The organism is Rhodococcus sp. P1Y (genome assembly GCF_003641205.1).
GTDB lineage: Bacteria > Actinomycetota > Actinomycetes > Mycobacteriales > Mycobacteriaceae > Rhodococcoides.
The window spans coordinates 4,826,375-4,845,274 of sequence record NZ_CP032762.1 but is presented as its reverse complement, the minus strand read 5'-3'; the positions used below and the strand labels follow the sequence as shown (position 1 = coordinate 4,845,274).

20 protein-coding genes are annotated in these 18,900 nt (G+C 60.9%); 8 read left to right on the top strand and 12 right to left on the bottom strand.

The annotated features are described in order from the left end of the window. Positions 1–35: 35 nt before the first annotated feature. The 4 genes from D8W71_RS27420 to D8W71_RS22320 all read right to left on the bottom strand — a co-directional run bounded on the left by D8W71_RS27420 (position 36) and on the right by D8W71_RS22320 (position 3,322). Positions 36–632 carry a hypothetical protein gene (locus tag D8W71_RS27420; protein ID WP_153275425.1) on the bottom strand — a complete coding sequence of 199 codons (597 nt, stop codon included), beginning with the start codon at positions 630–632 and terminating at the stop codon, positions 36–38. Further along, entirely contained in the window at positions 623–1,237 is a 615-nt protein-coding gene (locus D8W71_RS22330) for a hypothetical protein (protein ID WP_121116668.1), read from the bottom strand. The genes D8W71_RS27420 and D8W71_RS22330 overlap by 10 nt, the downstream gene beginning before the upstream one ends. Positions 1,238–1,446: 209 nt before the next feature. Further along, a complete protein-coding gene (locus D8W71_RS22325) occupies positions 1,447–2,262 on the bottom strand; it encodes an adenylate/guanylate cyclase domain-containing protein (RefSeq protein WP_121116666.1) in 816 nt (271 codons plus the stop codon). Positions 2,263–2,374: 112 nt separating this feature from the next. Next, positions 2,375–3,322 carry a GlxA family transcriptional regulator gene (locus D8W71_RS22320; RefSeq protein WP_121116664.1) on the bottom strand — a complete coding sequence of 316 codons (948 nt, stop codon included), beginning with the start codon at positions 3,320–3,322 and terminating at the stop codon, positions 2,375–2,377. Between the two features lie 170 nt (positions 3,323–3,492). Here D8W71_RS22320 and D8W71_RS22315 point away from each other — a divergent pair, with 170 nt between their 5' ends. After that, the gene (locus D8W71_RS22315; protein WP_121116662.1) at positions 3,493–4,125 is read left to right on the top strand and encodes an isochorismatase family protein; all 633 of its coding nucleotides are present in this window, start codon (positions 3,493–3,495) and stop codon (positions 4,123–4,125) included. 31 nt (positions 4,126–4,156) lie between these two features. Here the strand turns inward: D8W71_RS22315 and D8W71_RS22310 are convergent, their stop codons facing one another. Beyond that, positions 4,157–4,792, bottom strand: a complete 636-nt coding sequence (locus tag D8W71_RS22310) for a TetR/AcrR family transcriptional regulator (RefSeq protein ID WP_121119769.1) — start codon at positions 4,790–4,792, stop codon at positions 4,157–4,159. A 49-nt stretch (positions 4,793–4,841) separates the two neighbouring features. Here D8W71_RS22310 and D8W71_RS22305 point away from each other — a divergent pair, with 49 nt between their 5' ends. After that, positions 4,842–5,792: a zinc-binding dehydrogenase gene (locus tag D8W71_RS22305; RefSeq protein ID WP_121116660.1), complete on the top strand. Its 951-nt coding sequence runs from the start codon at positions 4,842–4,844 to the stop codon at positions 5,790–5,792. A gap of 22 nt (positions 5,793–5,814) precedes the next feature. Here the strand turns inward: D8W71_RS22305 and D8W71_RS22300 are convergent, their stop codons facing one another. Together D8W71_RS22300 and D8W71_RS22295 are read right to left on the bottom strand one after the other, a co-directional pair. Next, positions 5,815–6,666: a DMT family transporter gene (locus D8W71_RS22300; protein ID WP_121116658.1), complete on the bottom strand. Its 852-nt coding sequence runs from the start codon at positions 6,664–6,666 to the stop codon at positions 5,815–5,817. After that, on the bottom strand, positions 6,663–7,526 hold the full coding sequence (locus tag D8W71_RS22295; RefSeq protein WP_121116656.1) for a MurR/RpiR family transcriptional regulator: 864 nt from the start codon (positions 7,524–7,526) through the stop codon (positions 6,663–6,665). The genes D8W71_RS22300 and D8W71_RS22295 overlap by 4 nt, the downstream gene beginning before the upstream one ends. A 263-nt stretch (positions 7,527–7,789) precedes the next feature. Here D8W71_RS22295 and D8W71_RS22285 point away from each other — a divergent pair, with 263 nt between their 5' ends. Then, positions 7,790–8,434 carry a VWA domain-containing protein gene (locus tag D8W71_RS22285; RefSeq protein ID WP_236077568.1) on the top strand — a complete coding sequence of 215 codons (645 nt, stop codon included), beginning with the start codon at positions 7,790–7,792 and terminating at the stop codon, positions 8,432–8,434. Positions 8,435–8,775: 341 nt separating this feature from the next. Here D8W71_RS22285 and D8W71_RS22280 read toward each other — a convergent pair whose 3' ends face one another. After that, the gene (locus D8W71_RS22280; protein ID WP_161965496.1) at positions 8,776–9,087 is read right to left on the bottom strand and encodes a colicin immunity domain-containing protein; all 312 of its coding nucleotides are present in this window, start codon (positions 9,085–9,087) and stop codon (positions 8,776–8,778) included. A 192-nt stretch (positions 9,088–9,279) separates the two neighbouring features. Continuing rightward, positions 9,280–10,053, bottom strand: a complete 774-nt coding sequence (locus D8W71_RS22275; protein WP_121116650.1) for an 8-oxoguanine DNA glycosylase OGG fold protein — start codon at positions 10,051–10,053, stop codon at positions 9,280–9,282. 95 nt (positions 10,054–10,148) lie between these two features. Here D8W71_RS22275 and D8W71_RS22270 point away from each other — a divergent pair, with 95 nt between their 5' ends. Then, on the top strand, positions 10,149–10,907 hold the full coding sequence (locus D8W71_RS22270) for a methyltransferase domain-containing protein (RefSeq protein WP_121116648.1): 759 nt from the start codon (positions 10,149–10,151) through the stop codon (positions 10,905–10,907). 48 nt (positions 10,908–10,955) lie between these two features. Here D8W71_RS22270 and D8W71_RS22265 read toward each other — a convergent pair whose 3' ends face one another. Next, positions 10,956–11,420, bottom strand: a complete 465-nt coding sequence (locus tag D8W71_RS22265; RefSeq protein ID WP_121116646.1) for a DUF6194 family protein — start codon at positions 11,418–11,420, stop codon at positions 10,956–10,958. A gap of 693 nt (positions 11,421–12,113) precedes the next feature. Between D8W71_RS22265 and D8W71_RS22255 the strand changes: the two genes are divergently transcribed. The 3 genes from D8W71_RS22255 (at position 12,114) to D8W71_RS27685 (ending at position 14,641) form a co-directional block, all read left to right on the top strand. Then, positions 12,114–12,830 carry a hypothetical protein gene (locus D8W71_RS22255; protein WP_121116644.1) on the top strand — a complete coding sequence of 239 codons (717 nt, stop codon included), beginning with the start codon at positions 12,114–12,116 and terminating at the stop codon, positions 12,828–12,830. A gap of 237 nt (positions 12,831–13,067) precedes the next feature. Beyond that, the gene (locus D8W71_RS22250; RefSeq protein WP_121116642.1) at positions 13,068–13,577 is read left to right on the top strand and encodes a hypothetical protein; all 510 of its coding nucleotides are present in this window, start codon (positions 13,068–13,070) and stop codon (positions 13,575–13,577) included. A gap of 278 nt (positions 13,578–13,855) precedes the next feature. Next, positions 13,856–14,641, top strand: coding sequence for an Ltp family lipoprotein (locus tag D8W71_RS27685; RefSeq protein WP_201265163.1), 786 nt, complete (start codon positions 13,856–13,858; stop codon positions 14,639–14,641). Positions 14,642–14,920: 279 nt separating this feature from the next. Here the strand turns inward: D8W71_RS27685 and D8W71_RS22240 are convergent, their stop codons facing one another. Both D8W71_RS22240 and D8W71_RS22235 read right to left on the bottom strand, forming a co-directional pair. After that, the gene (locus D8W71_RS22240; protein ID WP_236078116.1) at positions 14,921–15,517 is read right to left on the bottom strand and encodes an HNH endonuclease; all 597 of its coding nucleotides are present in this window, start codon (positions 15,515–15,517) and stop codon (positions 14,921–14,923) included. Between the two features lie 344 nt (positions 15,518–15,861). Continuing rightward, positions 15,862–17,739: a DUF2075 domain-containing protein gene (locus tag D8W71_RS22235; RefSeq protein WP_328588805.1), complete on the bottom strand. Its 1,878-nt coding sequence runs from the start codon at positions 17,737–17,739 to the stop codon at positions 15,862–15,864. A 187-nt stretch (positions 17,740–17,926) separates the two neighbouring features. On the opposite strand from D8W71_RS22235, the gene D8W71_RS22230 reads away from it, so the two are divergent. Next, positions 17,927–18,502, top strand: a complete 576-nt coding sequence (locus tag D8W71_RS22230; protein ID WP_121116634.1) for a hypothetical protein — start codon at positions 17,927–17,929, stop codon at positions 18,500–18,502. Positions 18,503–18,900: the final 398 nt, after the last annotated feature.

Below are 18,900 nucleotides of genomic sequence, written 5' to 3'. Positions count from 1 at the left end.
TATGAATGGACCATTCAAGCGATACCCGGGACCCGTCAGAACTGCCGAGCCTCCTGCATCGACAGGACGAATCCGTGGCCGAGCCCATTGGTGCAGCTCATGCCGGATTCCCTTGACGTACAGGTGATGTCGTCGAATGTGATCGAGCGTTCATAGGGCAGTACCTGCGGGAACTCGATGCTGAACACTCCCTGGTTGAAGCACAAGGGAGTGACCGTGTCGTTTTGCATCACGAAACCCTTGCTCAGTTGGTCGACGGTGAACGTGGGGTTGACGCAGTTCGCGCCGTCCGGAACTGGTGCGGTTCTTGATTGGCACCCCGATTCGAAGGTCTTCGTCGCCAACCTGCAGCTGATCTGACCCGTCGGAGATTTCCACGCGACGCCCCCGCCGTTGTCGTCGAACACAGCTGGGTCGACGGGTGTGACCGGTGCGGATGTGCTTGTGCTGGTGAAAGACTTGCTAGCAGAGGGCGTCTGCGTGAGCGACGGTGGCTGCGCTGTCGTGGCCACTGTGACCGTCGCTGCTACCGGGGGATTCGTCGGGTCGGGCGTGTCGCTTCCGCATCCTGCCAACGCTGCAGCCGCGAATACGACGGCAACGATCGATGCGATCGAAGTCCTCAGTTCCATGTAGCCTCCTCCTTGGACAGAACGAAGCCGTGTCCGCCGCCTGCGTCGCAGACCATCGCAGCCTCTCGGGATGTGCAGGTGAATCCGTCATAGCTGATGGAGTGGTCGTAGGGCAGGATCTGCTTGGGGTCCCCGCCGAATACGCCTTGGTTGAAGCATGTAGGCGTCACCTTGTTCGGAGCGAGGAAGAAGCCTTTGGTGAGTTGATCGATCGTGAAGGTGGGGTTGGTGCAGTTCGCCCCGGCTGGAACGGGAGCGTCGTTCGCTTGGCACCCGGAGGAGAACTCGCCTTCCGTGATGTGGCAATAGATGTTGCCCGACGGCGACACCCAGGCAACTCCGGCGCGGCTCTCCATCGGGAAGTCGGCAGGATCGACTGCGGTTATCGCGATGGGCTCTTCCGTTGGTGCATTGGAAGTTTCGGTGCTCGTCGGCGGCGCGGCAACGGCCGGCTGGGACGCAGTGGTCGTTGTGACGCCGGGGGATGCGACGCCGGGGGATGCAGTCGAGATGGGCGCCGCGGTGGGGTCTGCGGCGTCGTTCTGACTTCCGCACGCAGTGAGCGCAGCCAGTGCGGCCACGACGATGAACGTTCTTCGCATCATTGAGCGACTCCCTGTTGGGGGCGGATGGATCAGAAGGCGACGTTGGCGCCGCGCCATTCGGCCATCCTCACCGGTGGATGCCGAGTGCATCACCTCTCGTAAGGGAATCGGAGGCTGCCGTAGCGGCGTTAGCGCGTTTCACGTCACGACCCCGTCACGAATCGGTGTACGGGCCGATCCGCGGCATGTGCACGAAAATACATACCCACCTATGTATTTTCGTTCACGGTGCGCGGAGCGCAGTCCACCGGATACAGCGCGAAGCTACCGCGCATCCCTTTCAGTTCGACCTCGCGCGGTGTGCCGAGGTCGATGTCGTGCGCCCCTCTGAGCGCCTGGCGAACAGGTTCGCTGACGAGAATCTCGCCGCCGTCGGCTTGGCTGGCGACACGTGCGGCCATTGCGACGTTGAGCCCGAAGAGGTCGTCACCCCGTCGCACCGAGCTGCCGACGTGAACGCCCATGCGCACGCGGATCCCGCTCCACTTCTCGGGGTTCTCTCGCAGAGCTTCCTGGACGGCGATGCCGCTGCGTACAGCTTCAGTGGGGTCGGAGAACGCGATCATGAAGCCGTCGCCTTGGTTCTTGATGACGTGGCCACCGTGGTCCACGACCTGCTTGGTGATCATGCGATTGTGTTTCTCCAGCAGCTTGAGCCACCCGCGATCGCCGAGCTCCTGGTTGCGTGCCGTCGAACCTTCGATGTCGGAAAAGACGACCACGACATCACCGTCGGCGGTGATGCGTGCTAGGTCGGGACGCTCGACCTGCGCCCACCCTGCGAGATCCTCGACGGAGTTGCGTACGGTCGCCCCGAAGCCCTTCTGAATCAACGAGTCCGTCGCGTTGAAGGCAGTCCGGACCGCGAGCGGAACCAAACCGCGGCGACGACGGGGCGTATCGGCACGAGCTCGTTCGAGCGCGGCTCGTGTGTTCTTCAGCTTCTTCCGCGAGACGATGAGCAGCACTCCGAGCGCAACGATGACAGCGAGCTCTACACCGGCCGCGATAATCCACAGGGTCACGCGTACATCTTCGTCTGTGTCCGGCAGTCACGGGTAGTTGCCCGGCATCTTCACCGCTTGGATGGTTCTTTCATACGCCCAGAGAAGATGAATGGACCATTCAAGCGATAGGTCACACCTGCGCGAACTGCTTCCGATACGCGGTCGGGTTCAGCCCGAATGCCGACGCGAAATTCTGACGAAAGGTGACGGCGCTGCCGAATCCGCATACATGCGCGATGTTCTCGACGCTTCTCGTGCTGGTTTCCAAGAGGGTGCGCGCTTCGTTCAATCGCTGGTCGAGGACCCACTTCGCGGGGGTCGAACCGGTCGCCAGCTGGAACTGCCGGATGAAGCTGCGACGGCTCATCCGTGCCTGTTCGGCAAGCCTGTCGATCGGCAAGGACTGGTCCAATCGCCCGAGGGCCCACTCCAGAACGTCGGCAATGGCGGTATCTTCCGCGGCCTTGGTCACGGGCCGCTCGATGTACTGCGCTTGACCGCCCTCTCGGTGTGGGGCGACGACGAGACTGCGTGCGACGCGGGTGGCAGCCGCCGATCCGAGGTGCTTGCGCACGATGTGCAAGCACGAATCGATCGACGACGCGGTGCCCGCCGACGTCATCACATCGCCGTGGTCGACGTAGAGGACGGATTCGTCGACGTCGGTCTGAGCGTTGCGATGGCGAAGATCGTTCATCTTGGTCCAGTGGGTGACGGCGGCCCGGCCTGCGAGCAATCCGGTGTCGGCGATCGCGAACGAGCCGAGGCACAGTCCCGCGATCTCGGCGCCTCGACTGTGCGCCCCGCGGAGTTGGCTCTTCAGTACGTCTCCGATCGAGGGGAGGGTCTCCGGCCACGATGGAACGATCACGATGTCGGCCCAGTCGACGGTGCTCGGGTCTGCGATGTCGCCGAGCGTATAGCCCTCCATCGTTCTGACGGATCCAGGCTGATCCGACCACAGCTGTGTTTCCCAATCGGAGCTCAAGTGCAGGCGTGTGACCTCGCCGAAGACCATCAGAGGCGCGGCGAGATGGAACATCGTGATGCCGTCGAAGGCGTACAGGGCAATCTTCACAGTTGTCTCCTCAGTGGCACGGTTGAGTGCCCTCGGTGGCGCTTTACCGTGCCACTAGAGTATTGGCGCAAATCCATCGTAAGTATGCATCTGTGCCACTCGTAGATGCAACCTTCGGAGGTGCACGATGGAAACCGAGCCACTCATCACTACGTTCAGGAGCGAACAACATGACCTCACCTCGCCGCGCACTCATCGTCATCGACGTTCAGCAGGAATACTTCGAGGGTGTGCTGAAGATCCAGTACCCACCACGGGACGAGTCGCTGGCCAACATCCTCACTGCACTCGAAGTGGCGACGGCGCAAAGCCTTCCGGTTGCGATCGTGCAGCACGAGATGCCGGAAGGTGCGCCGGCGTTCGTGAAGGGCACGCCGACGTACGAACTGCACCCCGACATCGAGGCGCAACTCCAGCCGTCGTGGAAGCGTGTCGAGAAGAAGTTCAGCAGCGTCTTCGCCGGCACCGACGTCGCCGAGTGGTTGAAGTCCGAGAACATCGACACCGTCAGCATCGTCGGATACATGACCAACAACTGCGATCTTGCGACGTCGGCCGACACCGAGGTCCTCGGCTTCACCGCCGAGATTCTGTCCGACGCCACCGGCGCGATCAACCTGTCCAACGAGGCCGGGACAGTATCTGCCGAGCAACTGCACAAGGCGTTGATGGTGCTGTACCAGTCCAATTTCGCCGCTGTCGCAACAACATCCGACTGGACCGAGGCTGTGAAGTCCGGAAGTGCTTTGCCGTCGAACAACCTCGTCGTATCCGCAGCGCAGGGAAACGAGGCTGTGGGCTAGACCAGGACGACGCGCAGACCGAGGCGATGCGCTATTCCGGGACGGCAACCAACGTCCGAGTAAGCGGCGGCGAAGAAGGCAGCGGATGATTGGTCGGCGCCGATCGTAAGGCGTCGATCATCAACGCAGCGAAGCGCCGGGCGGCGCGGACTCGGTCCTTCGTAGGGGTTGTCGACAGTCCGCGGCCCGCGCTCAGGACGAGAACCAAATCGTCGACGACGAAATCGGACCGCAACTTGCCCTGGGCTTGCGCTCGACGAGCCAGGTCCGTGAATGCGCGAAGGGCTTCGCTGCGGTGAAGCGCGAGGTCGACAGCTTCCGGATACTCGGCGACGAAGGCTTCGGTGAATCCTTGGTTCTGCGCGTTCAGTTCGCTGAGTTGTTCGATGATGTAACAGAATCCGCGCCACGCATCGGGGTGATCGTAACCGTCGCGGACGATCTGCCGACATGTACGGAATTCGTCGAGGAAAGATTCGAGGATCAGGTCCTTCTTTGTGGGGAAGCGGCGATACAGAGTCGCGGGTCCCACCTCGGCGCGGCGCGCGACCTCGCGCATGGATACGCCCAGACCGTCGGAGGCGAACACCTCTCGCGCGACCTCGAGAATACGGTCACGGTTTTCCTTGGCGTCGGTGCGCAGGTTCTGAGTCAAACTCTGGGCCATGACTCTCACTTTACGGAAACGGACGGGGGTGTCCATTACCGTTCGAACGATGAAAGCAATCGCGATCCAGACCTTCGGAAGCCCCACCGGTATGCGCGTGGTCGACCTGCCTGTCCCGACGGCAGAGCCGGGCCAGGTCCTCATCGAGGTCGAGGCTATTGGAGTGGGCGGCGTCGATGCAGTCATTCGCAGAGGGGCGCTGAACAGCCTGGGATTGGCTGCGGGATTCGTCCCGGGCAGTGAAGTGGCGGGAGTCGTCACTGGCGCCGGCGACGGCGTCGACGACGCCTGGATCGGACGACGTGTGTGGGCATTCACCGGGATGGGTGGTGGGTACGTCGAGTATGCGACAGCGGCAGTCGGCGACATCGTCGCCCTACCCTCGGATCTGACGAGCATCGACGCCGTAACGCTTGGAAGTGCGGCTCCGGTAGCTCATTTCGCATTGGAGCGAGCGAACCTGAAGGCGGGGGAGTCCGTACTGGTCCGAGGTGCAGCCGGAAGTCTCGGCATTGCTGCAGTGGAGATTGCTGCGCGAACTGGATCGGTGACCGTCACGACGTCGTCGTTTGAACGTGGGGATCGACTCCGCGCGCTCGGTGCTACTCATGTGCTCGACCGTGACGGAAACGGCGACGGGCCAGAGGACTTCGACGTGGTGATCGACGTCATCGCTGGTCCCGCGCTACCCAGGTTCGTCGAGAGGCTCGCGCCGAACGGCCGACTCGTTCTCATCGGAATCGTTGGTGGGCCACTACCGCTGGACCTCGTTGATACGTTGACGGCGTCGTTCCGAAAGTCGCTGTCGATCAGCACACTCAGTCTCGATACCATCCCGATTGCTGACCGTGATCGTGTGCGCGCCGACTATTTCGCGTCGGCCACGCGCGGAGAGATCCACGCCATCGTCGACGAAGTCCTTCCGCTCGACCGAGCCGCCGAAGCGCATCGGCGCATGGACGACGGACAAGTATTCGGGAGGATAGTGCTGACGCCGTAACCGTATCGAACAGGGGGTGCCGCTAGTTGACCGCGATCAACACGATCCCACCGAGCACCACCGCGGAACCTGCAAGCCGTCGTACGGGATTGGCTTCGTGGAACAACCACCACGCAAGCAATGAGCCGACGACGATCGACGACTCTCGGGCGGGCGCGACAACCGACAGCGGAAGAGTCTTCATCGCCACCAAGACCAGAATGTAAGCAGCTGGTGACAGAACTGCGATGATCGAAATCTCTCGCCAGTACGTTCTGAGCATCTCCCGCAGCTGAGGGCCCTTGCCCAGTGTTTTGGGCGTGAGGAGGAGGGACTGCATCGAGACCGCCAGTGCAAAGTATGTGACAGGCGAGATGTTCAGTGTCACGACGGAGTAGTGGTCCCACAGCGTGTAGGCCGCGATTGTTACGCCGGTCGCGGTACCGAACAGCACGCCTGTTCGGACCGAACCGTTTCCGCGCCGACGAAAACCTGTCACGACGAGTATCCCGATCAGGATTATCAGGCCACCTAGCAGCGGTAATGGGCCAGGTCGCTCACCGAGAACAGCGACCGCGACTACAACCGTCAGGAGCGGGCCGACGCCGCGCGCCACCGGATACACGACGTTCAAATCAGCACGTGCATAGCCTGTTTGGAGGGTGATGGAGTAGGCGATGTGCAGGACCGCGGTGACGAGGGGGCCGACGACGAGAGCCCACGACACAGTCCAGTCGCCGAAAATCCATGCGACCGGCAGACACAGCGCAGCCGAGACGGTCATGTACATCCAGACGAACAGGGCTGCATCGCCGGTGAAACGTTTTGCCGCAATGTTCCACACGGCGTGGAATACGGCCGCCAACCCGACGAGCCCCAGAGCTGCGTGATTCACTGGGCCGGGGTGTCGAAGCCCATCGCCTCCGCGCGGCGGGTTCGGTCCATGTCCGCCAACGCAACTCCGGCGTGGAGCATGTCGACGACGGTCAGGTGCGCGAGCCGGCTACTCGACTGAGCGAGTTGCAGATCCAGCTCGGAACCTCCGGCGACGAGCGCGTGATCAGCGATGTCGACGAGCGGCGACGCAGTGAAGCTGGTGATCGCGACGACCGTGGCGCCGACATGTCGCGCGGCCTTGGCCACGGCGACGGTCTGCGGAGTGATTCCGGTATGGCTGACCGCGAGGAGGACGTCGGACGGGCGGAGCAGGCGGGCGACCACCAGTGTCGACAGATTGTCCACCGGCGCTTGAACCATCAGCCCGATGGAGGTGAATCTGAACGCCGCATCTGCAGCGACGGCGGCCGACGTTCCCGAACCGGACACCAGCACACGGTCCGCTGCGTCGAGAGCGTCGACAACCTGTTGCAGCGCAGTGCTGTTCAGTGTCCCTCGGATTGCCTCCACCACGCTGACGTGGCTCGAGACAATGGAATCGACCAGCTGCGTTGTCGTTTCGACGTCCGACAGTCGGGGAGGAGGTACGAACATCCCTGCGCCTCCGGACGCGCGGGCGACAGCGAACTTCAAATCGCTGAACCCGGTGAAACCTGCTGCGCGTGCTGCACGCACCACGGTCGCGTTCGAAACAGATGCGCGCTCGGCAACTTCCGCTGTCGACGCATTCTGGATGAACCCCGGTTCGTCGAGAACCACCCGGATGACCGACGCGTCACTTGCCCTCAGGCTTGGCAGAACCGCACGCAGAGCAGCCTGAAAGCTCGTCATGTCGAACGGGTGAGTCGGCTGGGTCATCGTCGGGAGGCGCTTTCGTCGTACTCATGGCTACGGAAGCGAAGGTATCAGTGTTTCCTTATCGCTGCAATGTTGGTAATGAAGTTTCCGGCAGGTGGCGAACGGAGCGGCACCAAGGCCGGAACGACGCCTCGCAAGTCGGGAGAGCGCACGGTCACCGAAATGGCGAATTTTCTTGTCGGTACCCCTCGGTATGGTTCGACCATCATCTTCACCGCGTCCCGTAGACGCACATTCAAGTCGCACTTCTCCAGGAGGTTCTTTTGACCAATCCACAGCTGTCTCTCGTCGCCGCTCTGCTCGACCGTTCGGGTTCAATGAACGGCATCGCCGACGACACCCGCGGCGGGTTCGATTCGTTCATCGCCAAGGAGCGTGCGTCCGACGGCGAAACGAAAGTCACGCTCGCGCAGTTCGACGACCGGTACGAGCTGGTCTACAGCTCCAAAGCGATCGTCGACGTGCCGCCCCTCGTGTTGGAGCCACGCGGCATGACCGCGTTGTACGACGCCGTCGGCAGGCTCGTCACGGAGGTCGGCGCCGAGCTCGCGGCATTGTCTGAGGACGAGCGCCCGGGTTCGGTCACCGTCCTCGTCATGACCGACGGTCACGAGAATGCGAGCAAGGAGTGGACCAATACCGCTGTACGCGAGCTGATTGCGAGCCAAGAGCGGGACTATCAGTGGGACTTCGTGTTCCTCGGGTCCAACATCGATGCGGTCGAGGTTGGTGCTGATCTCGGTTTCGCGCGGGACAAGTCGATGACCTACGTGTCGACAACGGTCGGCGTCACTGCTGCCTTCGATTCGGTGTCGAGTTATCAGGACCGCAAGCGTGCACAGGTCATGGGAGCCCCTCCGGCCCGTGGGTTCTCCGAGTCCGATCGTCGCCGGGCGCGTGGGGAGTGAGCAAGAACGGCGGCAACGATGCAGCAGAAGGGATTCTCGGGTTGATCTTCTTTCTCTGCATCGTGGTCGCGGTAGTGGGATGGGTGTTCGGCTGACCTCGTCGGCTTCCGAGGGGGTGTATACCGTGAGCGCTCCCCCGGGGCGAACAAGCCCAATGCCCTGGCTGGCAGGGTCGTGGAGATTTCTGTGTTCGAAAGCCGTTGCAGTGCAAGCCCGTGCGACAGGGCGACCGGCGAGACCGCAAATTCGTACGGCGATAGCGTCAACTACAAACCGAGGCGCCCGTCGAGGTGGCAGCGGCGATAAGGGAGTTCTGACATCTCGTTGCACCGACTTACGACTCACTCCTCGGCTCGGCTGCGGCCCTGCTGCAGGCCAAGCAGTTCGCCGAGGGCTTCGCGTGCGGAAGTTCGGAACTTGTGCTCGTCGATTCCGCTCGGGCTGTTCGGATCCTGGAGATTTCGATACGCGAAGTTGTCGACTTCGCAGAACAAGTAACGCAGTGGTTTGGTCACTCGCGGGTCCAGTGATCCCCGCTGCTCGTTCAGCAGCTCGAACAAACGAGATTCGAACTGGTCCACAGAGATTCGCATCTCGACGAAGTCCTGAAGTGGCGCAATGAAGGCCGCTCTTTGTAAGGCTAGGGTGTCCATGAGTCGACTCCTGCTTCCGCGTGTGCACTCGATCTGTATTGGGCAACAACCGAATAGGGGATGACATGAATGCCTAATACCCTGCCCGTCGCGCCAACCGAATGGATCAGTCATGAAGTTTGACGCCCGGATCATCGGATCGGTTCCATACTGGTCCGTCGGAGAAGCCCGCACACACCGAGAGCGCAGGACTCAGAACAGCGTCGGTGCGGCGTAGCTCCCGTCGCGGGCCTCGCGGAGTCGTGCGCTCCACCGCTGCACGAGCCACATTTCGACGAGTTCGGGACTAGTGCCGATGTCGGTCGCCCATCTCGCAAGGAGTGCGACGTAGCGGTCGTAGCGTCGTCTGGTGAAGCCGGTGACGGCGGGATCTTCGAGCCATCCTTCGTGGATGAGGGTGGAGACGCCGTACTGGTCGATCAGCTGCGCACGTCCTCCTTCGACGGATCCCTTGACCGCCCACATGAACGTGGCGATCAGCGAGACTCCGACACCTGGGGTGTCCGGCCATCCGGACCACGATCCGGACGGGGTTTCACGAAGGATCCGGTCTCGCGCGCAACCGTCGAGAACTTTCAAGATCTTGGCGAGCGGATTCTCGTCGGGATCGGCGAGATGAGGGTTCCGCACGTCGGGGAATCGTCGCATCGCCTTGCGGTTGCGGTGACTGCCCTGCCACGCCGCGCACAGGAACAACAGTCCGAGAGAGTCCTGCTCGCAGTGAGCAAGATCGGTGCCCATCTTCAGGTCGTTTCGTTGGACGGTCGCGTTCCCGCGGGTAACGATCTGCCCGTCCAGATCCCGTCCACGCAGTCGAACATCGAGGCCGACCTCGCGTAAGTGCCGATTCCACCAGTCGAGGTCCACCTCGACACCGTCGTCGAGTACGTGCAGATCGAAATTGCGAAGCTGGCACCACTGAACACACGCGGCAGGTGGGTCGAAGCCCTCGTCGAGTCGAGACATGACGCCATCTTGGCAGCAGCCACCGACACGGATGTTCGATCGAGACCCAGGCAATTCGTTCGACGGAGGCAAGGGGATCTGGGAGGCTGCAGGACGTGGCACGTTCATTCGACGAATTGGTAGCCGAGGCAGAATCCGCCTCGGTCGATGGTTGGGATTTCAGCTGGATGGAGGGCCGCGCCACCGAAGAGCGTCCGTCGTGGGGATACCAGCGCCTGATGGGGGAGAAGCTCGGGCAGGCGAGCGCGGCGCTCGACATTCAGACCGGCGGAGGTGAGGTTCTCGCCGGCGCGCCGGCGATGCCTTCGGTGATGGTGGCAACCGAGTCGTGGCCACCGAATGTCGCGAAGGCAACCACGTTGCTTCGTCCGCGCGGCGTGGTCGTCGTCGTCGACCAGGATGAGCCGCCGCTGCCCTTCGCCGATGATGCCTTCGATCTGGTGACGAGTCGTCATCCCGCGACGGTGTGGTGGGGCGAGGTCAGTCGTGTTCTGCAACCGGGCGGAACGTACTTCGCTCAGCACGTCGGGCATTCCAGTGTCTTCGAGCTGGTCGAGTATTTTCTAGGGCCGCAGCCGAAGTGTGTCCGACGTAGCCGCCATTACGACGACGAAAGCGCCCAAGTTCTTGCTGTCGGACTCGATGTCGTAGACCTCCGATTCGAGCGCCTGAAGGTGGAGTTCTTCGATATCGGGGCAGTGATTTACTTTCTGCGCAAAGTGATTTGGATGGTCCCAGGCTTCACCGTCGACCAGTACCGCGGGCAGCTGCGGGAGCTGCACCACCAGATCGAGGACGAGGGTCCGTTCGTCGCGCACTCAAGTCGATTCCTGATAGAGGCACGCAAGCGCTGAGCCTTCGTTCGCAACAGCTTTGGGCCATTCGTCCGGGGCGGGTATGTCTCAGCTCTGACGACGCTCGACGCGTCGTCGGTCATCGAGATGTGCGCTGCGGAGAGCATCCAGAGCGCGATCGAGCGTCGAACTGCCGGGATTCACCACGCAGACCCACCCGTACGCGCCGTACAGCGGGTGAGGGTTGAACACGTCCTCGGTGCTGTAGTCCAGAGCTGCCGCATCGATGTCGCCCGGCGCGTATCCGATCAGTTCGGAGAAGGCTGGCGCCCCGACGTGGATGTTCAGTCGCCAGCGATCGGGTGCTTCGAGACGGGAAGCCGTGTCGTCCGGATAGTTCTTGGTGACGACCGTCGCGTAGGGCTGGCGGTTGCGCGGAACCTGGCCGTCGGGCGCGTAGTAGAAGAAGTGATCGCCCCACGAGATCTCGGGATGTTCGCTCCCCGGTGTGGGTGCGAGTTCGAGGACACCGTCCAGGGTCCGTAGTCCTGCCAGAATCTGCTGCATCGACATGGTTCCAGTATCATCTCCGTCGCCTTCAGATGTTTCGATGGGGTGGTGTCGGCCGTCAAAGTACGGTCACATCTGGCGCGCCGTTGACGTTGGACCACTGTTGCAGCGCTGTACCTTCGAGAACAATCGTTGCTCGCCGCCAACGTCGATTGAATGCCATGCCATCTGAATCGCGGTCACACAGAAGATGGTCGACGTGTTCACCGCACATCGAGGTCGTGCTGTGCTCGTCAGTCAGATCGAGGCCGGGGGAGTGGGCCTGAACATTCAGGCCGCCTCTGTAGTGATTCTCACTGAGCCGCAGTAGAAGCCGAGTACCGAGGTCCAAGCAATCGCGCGAGCGCATCGGATGGGCCAGGTGCGGACCGTGCAGGTGCACCGGTTGCTCGCAAAAGACATGGTCGACGAGCACATGCGTCGGGTGCTCGCTCAGAAGTCCGAGCTGTTCGACGAATAGGCACGCAAGAGTCAGGCGAACGAGACCGGCCGAGCGTCTGGGATTCATGATGCCGGCGTGGTCGTTAGATCATCTAAATAGCCTGCCGTGCTAATTGTTTCGCTACGCATAGGATGACGTAGGGATGCCTGCTTCGGCTGATCGAGTTCGCGGAAACGACATGTTCGAGTGCGTGGAAGGGGACAATCAATCAACACGCTGGTCGAGGGTCGGGAATCCTACGGAAGCGAGTGACTATGAAGAACACTGTGCGAGCGATGTCGGTGTTCGCCCTCTGTCTAGGGCTGACTGTCGGTTTTTCGGGTGTCGCGTCGGCGGCAGTACAGCCGACGGGATCGATCACCCAGGAAGGCAACCGGGTCTACGTCGATGTTCAGGGCGGCGATGAGGATGTCTTCTGCACAGCGAAGGCAAAGCAGGGAACGGCCGATCGCGCATTTGCGAGAGTGCAGACGGTGGAAGCGTTCACTTCCGCTACCTTGACATTCGAGTTGGCGCTCGCCGGCGATTACGCCGTCTCATGGGAGTGCTACAACAACCAGAACTCCTATAACGATGGTTCTGCCGCGGTAACAGTTGCCAACGATCTGCCGCAGGTGAGCGCAATCGGCCCGTTCGAGTTCTCGACAGGTTCCGCCAATCCCTTCGCCTCACCAGTGCCCACTGCGCGGCTTACACAGGTCGGCAACGACGTCACCTGGCGGGTTATTGCAGGCGATACCGAGGTCAACTGCAGAGCGCGGGTATACGACGGCGGGGGAATCGCGACCGAGACGCAGACCTATATTGTGCCGGCTCGGGTGGCAGTCAACCTCACGATGGTCGTTCCGACGGACGGCGACTTCACGACGAGCTGGAATTGCTTCACTCCGTCGAATGCGTGGGGCAACGAGCCGACTCCTGCTCCGATAGTCGTCCCGGGAAATGTGACCCCGCAGTTCGGATCGAGCTGATCGGTCGTACAGGTAGCGCGAATTCTAGCGATCAAGCATAGGCCAGCAAACGGAGGCCATCTGTTTCAGATGAAGCAGGACTGAGTGGATTAAGGGGGATTTCGATTACTGCGTCTCGCCGGCGATCAGTGGTCGACGTCCAGCAGTGGATGTAACGGGTTCGGCTGGCTCGCGATCTATTTCGCGTTGCTTCCGCTGCGACCGCGCGCGGACATCTCGGAAGTATGGAGAACAATCATGTTCGGCGAGTCCCTCCGTAATGCCAGCCCCTTCTTTCGCGGACGCGTCGTGCGATCTGTGAGCATCGCGGTTGCGGGGGTGGCGATGGCGGGCGTCGTCGCAGCATGTGGGTCCGCGGACGAGCCGTCGGCGGCGCGTGATACGTCGACTGTCGCTGCGACCACAACGGCTGAAGCAACCACAACGACGCCCACAACGACGGTGCCTCCGGCCGCACTCGCACCGGAACCGGCCGTGGTACCGCCGGTTGTCGCCGCACCGGAGGTCGTCGCTGCGCCAGTGCTGATGCCACCGGTGGTGTGTATGAACCTGCAGGCTGCTCAGAACCTCATTCAGGATGCGGGAGTGTTCTTCTCGCGTAGCGAAGACGCGACCGGTGCCGGCCGCGCGCAGATCAACGATTCGAACTGGATCGTCGTCGATCAGACCCCGGGCGTCGGCGTTCCGATCGAAGAGGGCGACGCCGTGCTCTCTGTCGTCAAAATCGATGAGCCCAACAACTGCTGAAAGGCTTTACCAGCGGTAGCCGGAGATCCGTTCGAATCGCGGATCCCGGCTCCCACAAGAATTGTGCTGGCTTCAGCGAGCATGGACCCGGCCTGCTACAAGGTTGTGCGCAAAGCAAGGCCGACGCGCGGTCGACGACCTCGAGAATTTTTTCGAGGCGAGACTGCTGCAGAGCCGGATATCGGGGTGGAATCGGATCAGCGATCTACAACGAGGCCGTCGAGCAACCACTATGGTCGTCGTGTAACAAATTACCGACCAGGGGGTATTGAATATCCGTGACTACACCTGCTGGTTGGTATCCAGACCCCGAACGTTCCGAACAGCTTCGGTGGTGGGACGGCCAACAGTGGACATCGGCTCTCCAGCCCCAGCCTGCACGTCCGTCATCGACTCAGCCAGCTTTCGGGTCATTTGCTCCACCTCGTACGGATCCGCCGACCCGCAAGAAGTGGCCATGGATCGCGGGAGCCGCGGTAGTTTTCGTGGCCCTCGTGGGTGCTATCGGAGCCCAGGGGTCGTCGTCCGATGGCACGTCAGCGAGCAACGCCACAACTTCGCGCGTCACCACGGAAGCGTCGGCCCGGGTAACACCTGCGCCCGCGATCTCTCGGCCAAGTACGCCTGCGCCGACGGCGTCCTCAGCGCCGGCGATCACAACAGAAGCACCTGCGCCGTCGGCAGCGCGAGTGGCTCCAGTGGTTCCAGTTGCGCCGCAACCAACCCGAGCGGTCGAACCAGTCACTACTCAGCCTGCTCCGGCCGCGCCCGCGATGAGCGCAGCGCGAAGCAACGCGGTTCAGTCGGCCAGGAGCTATCTCGAGTTCAGCGCTTTTTCGCGGAATAGCTTGATCGAGCAGTTGGAGTACGAGGACTACACAACGGCGGATGCGACCTTCGCCGTGGATTACGTCGACCCCGATTGGTACGAGCAAGCTGCGCTGAGCGCTGAAAGCTACCTCGACTTCACGTCATTCTCACGGCAGGGCCTGATTGATCAGTTGATATACGAGGGCTTCAGCAATGACGAAGCCCAATTCGGTGTGAACAGCGTTGGTTTGTAGGCCATTCCGTTCGATAGTCATCACCCCCAGGGCCTCTCCGCAGCTATTGCAGGTCGTAGTGGTCGAGGCTGCGACGGCGCTTCGTTTCGCGAAGGCTCTCATCGATGCCGGTTATGCGGTGGCCGGTTGTGGGCGACGACGGTGCAGCCGTCGAACCCGTCCGGCCACCTGCACCGACAACGCATTCATTGGTCACCAATGATCCACGCCATGGGCAGGATGCTCCCAAAAGGTCGAGTGTCCTGAGATAATCAGTCGCGCGTAATTGTGCTGCTGCTTCTACCTCTCAGCTTGAAACCATTGACAAGAATCCGCGTGTCTGCTTAGCGCCTGAAGACTTGGAGAATCCTCACTCGCGACAGGTATTCGTAGCGAAGAGCCGTGGAATCTTTTGTATTCACTGCTTTTCAGGTCCGGTGAGATACGCACCGTGTAATTTCGATCTACCGCAATCAGTCGTAAATCGAACAGAGCATGTAAGTCGCTTCGTAACAGAATTCCGTTAGAGATGTGGTTGCCATGGTCGCCGAAATATCGGTAGATATGAGCGGCCTCCAGTACCGGTTCGACGTCTGAATCCGAGACCGCGCACTTGCGGTCATATGCGTCGAGAAGTGACTGTCTAAATCGTTTTTGACCACGTCGGACGACAATTTCACGTTCGGCCCGGTCGCGCAAATCATCACCGTAGCTAAATGGATTGCCCGAAATTGACGGGAAAGTGATATCACTGGGACCCACAAAAAGCGATCGAAGAAACTGCTGGCCTTGAGGGTTGTCGATCTTGATCCGGCCATTTCCTGCAGGCTTGTTCGTCCCGGCGCCGGCGGCCATGGCTGTCCATCGGATCGTAGACTTCACCTGCTCGCTCACCATGTCCAAGTGAAAAACGGTACTGATAGCCGCCGCTATCGACATCGTGCCACTGCGCACGAGGGGAGTTGGCTGAGATTGCGAATGAATCGGACGTTGCGCGCGCTCAGCCTGCAAGCGTGCCGCGTGACCGCCAGAAGAAGATGTCGTCGCCGACGGATACAGATGGGTTGACTCGCGTGTCCCACAGCCGGTCTGAGCGAGCGAAGTTCAGGTGATCTGGATAGTCGGGTGAAATGTGTAGATCCAACTGGTCAAGACAGGGCCTATCCGGGATCGCACCGGGTGGAGGCGTGTCCTAGACGGAAGCCTGTCGGGCCGTGTTCGAAGTTTCAATTCGCGGAAATCTACTTTGGGTCGATCAGCGAGTGAAGGGCTTTCCTCGTTTCTGCGTCGGTGGAGTACAGAATGGTCCCAACCATTCCACGAGTTAGCAGTACCTTGTAAATGTTCCGGATCAATAAGTCAACGCGGATGTCGCTGATTTTCTTGGTGTTCTTCAGGTCGGGATCTCGGTTCGCTTCCCGCTTCACGGTTAACCGACCATCGCGCCAAACCAAGTCGGGCCCAAAGATCACACCATTCCAGTCGTACTCGAATCCCTGGGCAGTGTAGACACATCCGACTTGGTTGAACCCGCCATCCTCGGTTGCCCAGAGCGGGGCAGGAGGCGCATCGCCGACTCGCCTGTCACTCTTGCTATTCCAAGGTCGGGACCAATTATTGATCGTGACGTCGTTGACAAGCGACCCGTCGTCGCGGGCGTTGCTCCAACTCCAGCAATAGCCAGCTGTCATTCGTGCTGAGTAGCCGCGCTCCATCTGTTTGGCGAGTATCCGTTCGAGTTCCTCAGGACTGTCAGCAACTTGCACTTCGAACTGAGGATCGCCAGGCCAGGGGATTGGCCCGCCTTCTGTCAAACCAAGGAGGCGCTTCGTCCAAAGGACGTATTCTTCGCTTCCTCCGCAGCGAAACTGCTCACCGAGGTGCACGTGACGCGATGTCAGTCCAAGAGACTTCGCGTACTCCTCGATCTGTTCGAGCGAACCCATTTCACCGGGTCTCACGATCTGATGCTCATCGAGGAGGAAAACGGGAACGCGGGCGGCGGCAATGAGCTCGTCCACCTGTGGGCGGTCAGTGCGGAGCTCAGCCCTGGTATAGCGGTCCACGGATGTTTCGCGGATCCGATGCGCTTCATCCAGGATGAGCACGTCCAGGCTGTTTCGCTCGACGGACATGAACTGATTGAAGTACTTGAACATCTTCTGAACGCGTGGAGCGCGGTGACCGGCAACTTTTCGCAGCGTCTGGGTGAAAGAACGTGATCCGGTTGCGTGCAACACTGCGCGGCCACGTCGAGCCAACTCTCCGACGAGGGACAGCGCGACCACGCTCTTGCCGCTACCGGGCCCACCCGTCACGATGATGACCTGCTTGCTGTCAGCTTGCCGAGCTTGCTCGACAGCGTGAAGAACGAGGTCTACGGCGAGTTGCTGCTCACCCAGCAGATGGAACTGCGGGCGGTCACGAACTTCAGCCGCAGCGACCTTCAAAAGCTGCTGCGAAGGCGCGACTGCGGATCGGATCAACGTGTCTGCGGGTGAGTGGCTGCTGCCTGTGGCTGACAACCGTGACCGAAGAAACGCGTGTAGGTCTTGGCGATCCGCCGCGGTAAACAGCCGTCCGTCAGTCGATGGCGGTAGGGCACGCAGATCTGACACGGCTGTTGGATCAAGCGCGTTGTGTAGGTAGGCGACACCTGCCAGCGCGTCAGGCTGGTCGGCCAGCGACTTGGTGAAGTCAGCCATGTATTCGCAATATCCGCGCACCTGGGCGACTGGATGTAGCTTCGGGCCGCCCGGCATCCCGGGCACATCTACTAGCTCTTCGTTGCCCTCGAACTTGAACGCAGACGACCACTGCTTCAGCTCCACCAAGACGTAAGAAGCTGCACCGGTCACTGGATGCGTACCGGCGAGCACTACGTCGACACGTCTTGAGGTAAGTGGGAGCTGATACTCGATGAGCATCTCGACATTCGACAACCCTGCGTCGATGAGGTCACGCGCGAAGGCCGGCAGGCTCTTGCTCCACGACGTTTGCTCGGAAGGACTTGCGCGTCGACCGGTGCGGAAGAGCATCTGTTCCAGCAATTGCTCACTGACCGACGCAGGATCTGCCATGCCGACAATTCTGTCAGCGGTAGTACGAAGCAATGTCACGGAAATGTCCCCAAGGCAGCACGAATCGAGTCGTGCGGGTGGGGGCATGTCCGTAGCTGCTTCTCACAGCGGAAGTCCGTCGGGCCGCAGTGGAAGGCTATCTGAAACGGATGGTCTGTTGTTGGACCGACGACGCAGTGGCGCGCCATGTTGGCGGTTACGTGCGGTCGGCGATAGCGTCCTTGGCATGGCCACGCTCCAGCAGGTGATGGACGACCAGCGAGAGTTCGCGATCGAACGCGACTGGGGCCAGTTCCACACCCCAAAAAACCTGGCTATGGCTTTGGGTGGCGAGGTCGGAGAGCTCTCTAACGCGATAGCCGACGCGCTCTCCTCCCCGGGTGACAAGGCCGGGCTGGCATCCTTGGAGTCAGTGACCAGCGAGATTGCAGACGTCACGTTGTACCTCCTAAGGCTGTTCGACGTTCTGGGGTGCTCACTGCCTGACCGGCAAGTGCAAAGGGGCCAGGGAACCACTGCCTCCGATTCAGAGCGCCTGCTGTTTTTGGCTCTTGCAAAACTCGTAGGGGCAGTTGGGGAGATTCTGGAATTCTGGCAGTGGTCAGCGGTTGGCGAAGATGAAACCTCGCTCGAACGCGTCGAACGCCGAATTACTGCGGCCTTCGACCATCTGGCTCGTGTTGCTGGGCTGGTAGGTGTAGGGCTAGCGGACGTCGCAGAGGCAAAGCTCACCCATAACGCGGACAGATACCCAATCAGTAAGAGCTTCGGGGTTCACTCGAAGTACACCGAATTCGATTGAGGAAAAACCAAATTCGGATCCGTCGTGCTGAGCAAGTATGGCCATCGCTTCCCGAATAGTCCAGCAAAGGCGAATAGCTCGGGGTCGCTGCGCGAGGTTTTGCACTGTGCGGACTTAAAATTCGCACAGTGTCGGTTCGAGTCCGACTGGTGGCGCCAGAGTCCATATGGATCCAGAATTCTGCACCAGGACAGTGCTTTTCGGGTGGTATCGTGGTCTTCGGTGGTCTCCCGTGGATTTAAGTGGACAACCGAGACAGCGGATTTCAGATCCCAAAAGTTTGCCGATTTCATAAGCTATAATACGTATCTCCCCAGGTGCGCGCTTGCGTGTGGCTCACGTTGTCGTTCGGTGTCACAACGCTGTCGCAACTGCTTCTTGAGGCTCCATCTGAACCC